At 77.4% G+C, this 5,533-nt stretch carries 1 protein-coding gene; it reads right to left on the bottom strand.

The annotated features are described in order from the left end of the window. Nucleotides 1-77: 77 nt before the first annotated feature. Nucleotides 78-5,387, bottom strand: coding sequence for an alpha-2-macroglobulin family protein (locus tag DT057_RS33845; protein WP_128566393.1), 5,310 nt, complete (start codon nucleotides 5,385-5,387; stop codon nucleotides 78-80). Between the last annotated feature and the right edge of the window lie 146 nt (nucleotides 5,388-5,533).

Below are 5,533 nucleotides of genomic sequence, written 5' to 3' on the forward strand. Positions count from 1 at the left end.
GACCGGACGCACCGGCCGTGCGACCGGACGCGCCGGCCGCGGGGCCGGGCGCGCCCTGACCGGGCGCCGCCGGCCCCTCAGCGCGCCGGCCCGACCTCGAGCGTCCCGAAGGCGGTGCGCCCGTAGCGCTCGGGCCGGTACATGTCCTCGATCGTCGCCGCCGGGTGCACGTAGCGGCCGGGCGTCACGGCCCGGACCGTGTAGGCGACGCTGAAGAACGCCGACTGGCTCGGGTCGCGCTCGTAGGCCGCCACGAAGCGGTCGTCGCGGAACTCGGTGTGGGTCGGCTGCACCTCGGACTTGGCCCAGGCCAGGCCCGCCACGGCGTCCGCGTCGAGGAGCTTCGGGTTGTCGATCTCGAGGCCCGCCGGCAGGCGGTCGACGAGGAGCAGGCGGCCGGCCCGGCTCTGCGCCTCCGTCACCTTGAGCACCACCACGAGACGGTCGTTCTGGCGCAGGGCGGCGCCCTGCGCCAGGTCCACGGCCGATCCGTCGAGGCGGTGGTAGCTGCGCTCCAGCGTGTAGCCCCGGGCCTCCGCGGGCTCCGGCGCGACCGGGCTCCCGGCGACGCCGAGCACCACCTGGGCGGTGGCGCTGCCGCGGTTGGCGATCGTGAGCGGCCGCGCGTCGAGGGCGGCGTCCTTGAGGGTGCGGTAGAGCGGCCCGGCCTGGGTCTCGCCGTCGACCGCGAGCGCCATGGCGTCGGCGTCCCGGGCGAGCCCCTCGGCGGCGAGCACCATCCAGGCGTTCTCCTGCGTGCTGGTGATGCGCCCCGAGCCGCGCTCCTCGCCCACGACGGCGCCGAGCGGCGCGATGGCGTCGCGGGCGACGCCCGTCTCGGCCGCGAGGGCGATCAGGCCGGCGCCGTCGCGCAGGCGCGAGCCGTAATCGCCGCGGTAATCGGCCTTGTCGCGCTCCTGGCGCAGGGCGGCCACGGCCGCCTCGAAGGCCTTCTGGGCCCGGCCGCGGTCGCCCAGGAGGGCGAGCGCCGCGGCGATCTGGCCGCGGGCGAGCGGGGTCGCGAACGCCGACAGCTTGGTGTCGGCGAGGTAGCGCAGGTCGCCCATCACCGGCCGGCCGTTGCGGGCGAGCACGTAGGCCGCGTAGGCGAGGTCCATGCCCCCGCCGCTGACCTCGCTCGTGTTGGCTACCACGTTGCGCAACCGGTCGAGGGCGAGCCCGAAGGCCGTCTGCGGCACGGCGAAGCCCCGCTCCCGCGCCCGGGTCAGGAAGTCGGCCACGTAGGCGGTGAGCCAGACGTCCTCGCTCCCCGCCGACGACCAGAGGCCGAAGGCGCCGCTCGAATCCTGGCGCGCCAGCACCCGGTCGATGGCGGCCCGCACCCGCTCGTCGAGCGCGCCGTCGGTGGCGAGCCGGTCGCGGGCCGCGAGGCGGTTGACGTAGAGCAGCGGCAGGGCGCGGCTCACCGTCTGCTCGGTGCAGCCGTAGGGGTAGCGGTCGAGGGCCTGGAGCAGGGCCGGCAGGTCGAGGCCGGGCAGCGGCGAGGCCGAGACGGACAGGGAGCCCGTGCCGGGGATCATCTCGGCGAGCAGGTCCCCCGAGAGGGTGAGGCTCGCGCCCGGCTCCAAGGGCCGGACCGTGCGGCGCACGAGCGCCCCGGTGCCGGGCTGGATCGCGAGGGCGAAGCTCTGGCCGGCCGGCGCGTCGAGGCCCGGGCCGGTGAGCCGGACGTCGAGGCGCGCGAGGCCCGGCCCGGCGGCGGTCAGCGGGATCTCGACGGCGCCCCGGCCGCCCGGCTCCAGGCGGAGCGTGCGCCGGAGGGCGTCGGCCGCCGCCACGACGGGGCCCGACAGGTCGAGGTCGACGGCGTACTCGCCCGCCGGGCCCTCGACGTTGTCGAAGGCGAGGTGGAGGCGCGAGCGGTCGCCGACGGCGAGGAAGCGGGGCAGGGTGCCGCTGAGCACCACGGGATCGCGCACCACCACGTCGGCGGAGGCCGCCCCCACGCGCCCGGCGCTCCAGGCCGTGACCATCACCCGGGCGGTGCCGTTGAAGGCGGGGAGGGGGAAGCGCACCTCCGCCCGCCCGTCCGGCCCGACCGTGACCACCCCCGAGTAGCGCGCCAGGGGCTCCTGGGACGGCGGCGCCCCGTCGAGCTCCGGCGCGCCGCCGTCGCCGCCCGACCGGATCGCCCCGAGCGTGCCCTGCATGCCGTCGATCAGGTAGCCGTAGAGGTCGCGGACCTCGGTCGAGAGCGTCTTCTGCCCGAAGAAGAAGCCGAAGGGGTCGGGGCTCGCGTAGCGGGTGAGGTTCAGGATGCCGACGTCCACCGCCGCGACGACGATCCGGGCCTCCTCCCCGGGCGCGAGGCCCGCGAGGCGGACCGGCAGGGCGAGCTCGCCCCGCGGCCTGACCTTGGCGGGCGCCTCGACGGCGACGTCGAGGGCGCGGGCGGAGCGGTCGACGGAGAACCACGCGAGGCCGAGGGCGCGGCCCGGCAGGCGCTTGGCCGCCTGGTCGAGGGGCCGGTAGGCGGTGGCGACGAGGTAGGCGCCGGCGCCCCATTCGGGCCGGACCGGGATCTCCACGGAGGCGCCGGCCGCCGGCAGGTCGAGGGTGCGGATCTCGTGCACCCGGTCGCTCACCACCGCGACCGTCGCGGTGCCGGCGAAGCGCGGCTGGAGGCGGGCCTTCAGCACGTCGCCGGACGCGAAGGCGGCGCGGTCCAGGGTGACGTCGAGGAGGTCGGGCGCGTCGGCGCTCTCGGTCCCGCCCCAGCCCGCCGCGAAGCCGACGCTGGCCGTCTCGAGGCCGGGGCCGCGCACCTCGAGGCGGTAGGCGCCGAGGTCGACCGGGACGGCGATCCGCGCCGGCGCGCCCGTCCCGAGGGCGACGCGGCCGTCCGCGACCTTGCGGGTCGTCCGCACGGGCTCGAAGGACCAGCGCCCGTCGGCGCGGTACCACTGGTAGCGCCGCTCGACCCGCAGGAGGGACCAGGAGACGCCGTCCCGGGCGAGGCGGGCGCCGTCGGGCGCGGCCGCCACGACGTCGAAGGTGGCGGTCGCGCCCTCGCGCAGCTCGCCGAAGGCCTTGCGGACGCCGATCACCGGGCCGGCGGGCAGGATCGGCAGGGTCAGGCTCCTCTGCACGGCGCGGCCCCCGGGCTCGCCGACCTGGAGCGAGATCCTGGCCTCCAGCGGCCGCGGCCCGGCCGGGGCCGGCACCGGGGCCCGCACGGAGGCGCGCCCCTGCGCGTCCGTGGTGACGGCGGCCTCGAGCTCGGCCGTCACCGGCTCGACGCGCTCGTCGTCGAGGCCGACGGAGTACCCGTCGAGGCCCTTGACGCCGCTCGCGGCGGCGGGCTGGACCGCGACGCTGCCGCCGACCGACAGGTTCGCGCCCGGCGCGCCGTAGAGGTAGCGGGCGGCGACGTCGACGGTGGCCGGCTGGCCGAGGGCGAGGGCCGGCTCCCGGGGGGTCAGGGTCACGTCGAGCCGCTCGGGCACGTAATCCTCGACGAGGAACGACGCCTCGCCGACGGGCGGCGCCTTCGGGTCGGTGTAGGCCGCGACCCGCCAGGTGCCGGCCTGCGCGCCGGGCAGGAGCGGCAGCGCGAGGGCGCGCCCGCCCAGGCCGGCATCGGGCACGCTGGCCCGGCGGTACTCGACGCCGTCCGGCCGCCGGGCCACCAGGGTCAGGGGCAGGCCCGGGATCGCCCCGCCCCTGGCGTCCCGCAGGAGGGCGGTGATCTGCACGGTCTCGCCGGAGCGGTAGACCCCGCGCTCGGGGAAGACGTAGGCCTCGGCGGCGCCGGGGGCCGGGCGGCCCTTCGCGCCGCGGTCCGCGAGGTCGAAGGCGCTCAACGACAGGTCGAGGAAGCCGTAATCGTCGCCGAGGCGCGCGACGACGAGGCTCGGCGCGATGCCGCCCTCGCCGCGGGAGAGCCCGGGATCGAAGGCGGCGTGGCCCTGGGCGTCGGTCGTGCGGGTGCCCAGAACCTCGTTGTTGCGGGCCACGAGGCGGATCTCGGCGCCCGCGACCGTGGCGGCCGAGGCCAGGGAGCGGGCGAAGACGTGCACGCCGTCCCGGCCCTTGAAGGCGGTGAGCCCGAGATCGGAGACCACGAACCACTGGGTCGCCTCGGCCTCGTAGCCCCCCTCCTCGTCGGACGCGGCCGCGGTGCCGCTCGGGCGCGCGGTCATCACGTAGAGGCCGGGCTCGACGGTGCCGACGGCCTGGAGGACCGGGAAGGCGGTGACGGCCTCCTGGTTCGCCTCCGCGGGGGCGGCGTCGAGGCTGCCCTTCCAGACCCGCACGCCCTTCTCGCGGGCGATGGTGCGGGCCGTGGCGCCGCTGAGCTGGGCCAGGAACTCCTCCGAGCGCAGGGCCGGCAGCAGGCCGCGGTCGCCGATGCGCAGGACCTCGACGTCGAGCTTGGGCGCGTTCACCGAGACCACCGGCACGCCGGCCTGGCCGGTGCGGGGCAGCACGTAGTTGCGGCCGGTGAAGCGCACCTGGGGCGCGCGGTCGCGGACGTAGATCTCGTAGTCGGCGGATTTCAGGAGCGTCTCGCCGACCGCCGAGGGCAGGCCCTGGCGCAGCACCATGGCGTAGCGCTCGCCGTGCCGCAGGCCGTCGACGCAGACCTGCTGGCCGTCCGCCGTCACGGCCGCGTTGGCGGCGCCCGAGACGGCGACGAAGGGCGCCACGTCGGTCCTGGCCTCGATCGCCTCCGAGAAGGTGAAGCAGGCCCGCGGGGCGGCGGCGTCCGAATCGACCTTGTAGTCGAGGATGCGGAACCCGTGGGCGCTGCGCAGCTCCTCGTAGGTCTTGGCGGCGTCGGCATCCTCGGCGAGCGCCAGGCTCGCCTTGTAGGCGTCGAGGGCCGGCCGCCAGCTCTCCTGCTCGGCCAGGACCCGGCCGACGAGGCGCAGGGCCCGCGCCTCGTCGACCCGCGTGCCGGCGCGCTGGTAGGCGAGGTAGGCGCCGGCCCGGGCGCGCAGGAGGAGCTTCTGGTTCTCGTCGTAATCCTCGTCCTCGAGGCCGTTGGCGGCCTCCGCGAGGGCGTACCAGTTGCGCCAGTCGGCCGGCTCCGCCGCGGCGGCCCCCGCGTAGGCGGCGAGCGCGCCGTCGCTGTCGTCGGTGCCGGCGAGCTTCTCGGCCTCGCGTCGCCACTGGGCGGCGGGCTTGCCGGGGGTCCTGGCGCCCTCCGCCCGGACCTGCGCCTCCAGGCGCACGGCCTCGCCGGCGAGGGACTGGCGCACGAAGGCCTTCGGGGCGGGCACCAGGGCGGCCCGGGCCGGGGCGCCGGCGGCCGGAGCGCGGGGCGCGGCGGGCGCCGGCTGCTGCGCGGGGGCCGGGGATCCGGCAATGATCGTCAGGGCGAGGGCGCCGGCGAGGCGTCCCATCCGGGTGACAATCGACATCAGCGGCCTCGCAGGCGTTTCTTCGTGCGGCGGAGCCTACCACTTGGCCGGGCCGCCGCAACGCTGGACCCGAGCCCCGGGCGGCGCGCCGCCCGGCCCCTGGATGTCCGCACCCGCGTCTGCCAAGCTCGGGCCGGATCCCGCCC

It is taken from the genome of Methylobacterium crusticola, from assembly GCF_003574465.1.
GTDB classification, from domain to species: Bacteria; Pseudomonadota; Alphaproteobacteria; order Rhizobiales; family Beijerinckiaceae; genus Methylobacterium; species Methylobacterium crusticola.

Bases quoted from the DNA above. Each gene is read 5' to 3' on its own strand.
- DT057_RS33845 (WP_128566393.1), bottom strand. From the start codon at position 5,387: ATGTCGATTGTCACCCGGATGGGACGCCTCGCCGGCGCCCTCGCCCTG.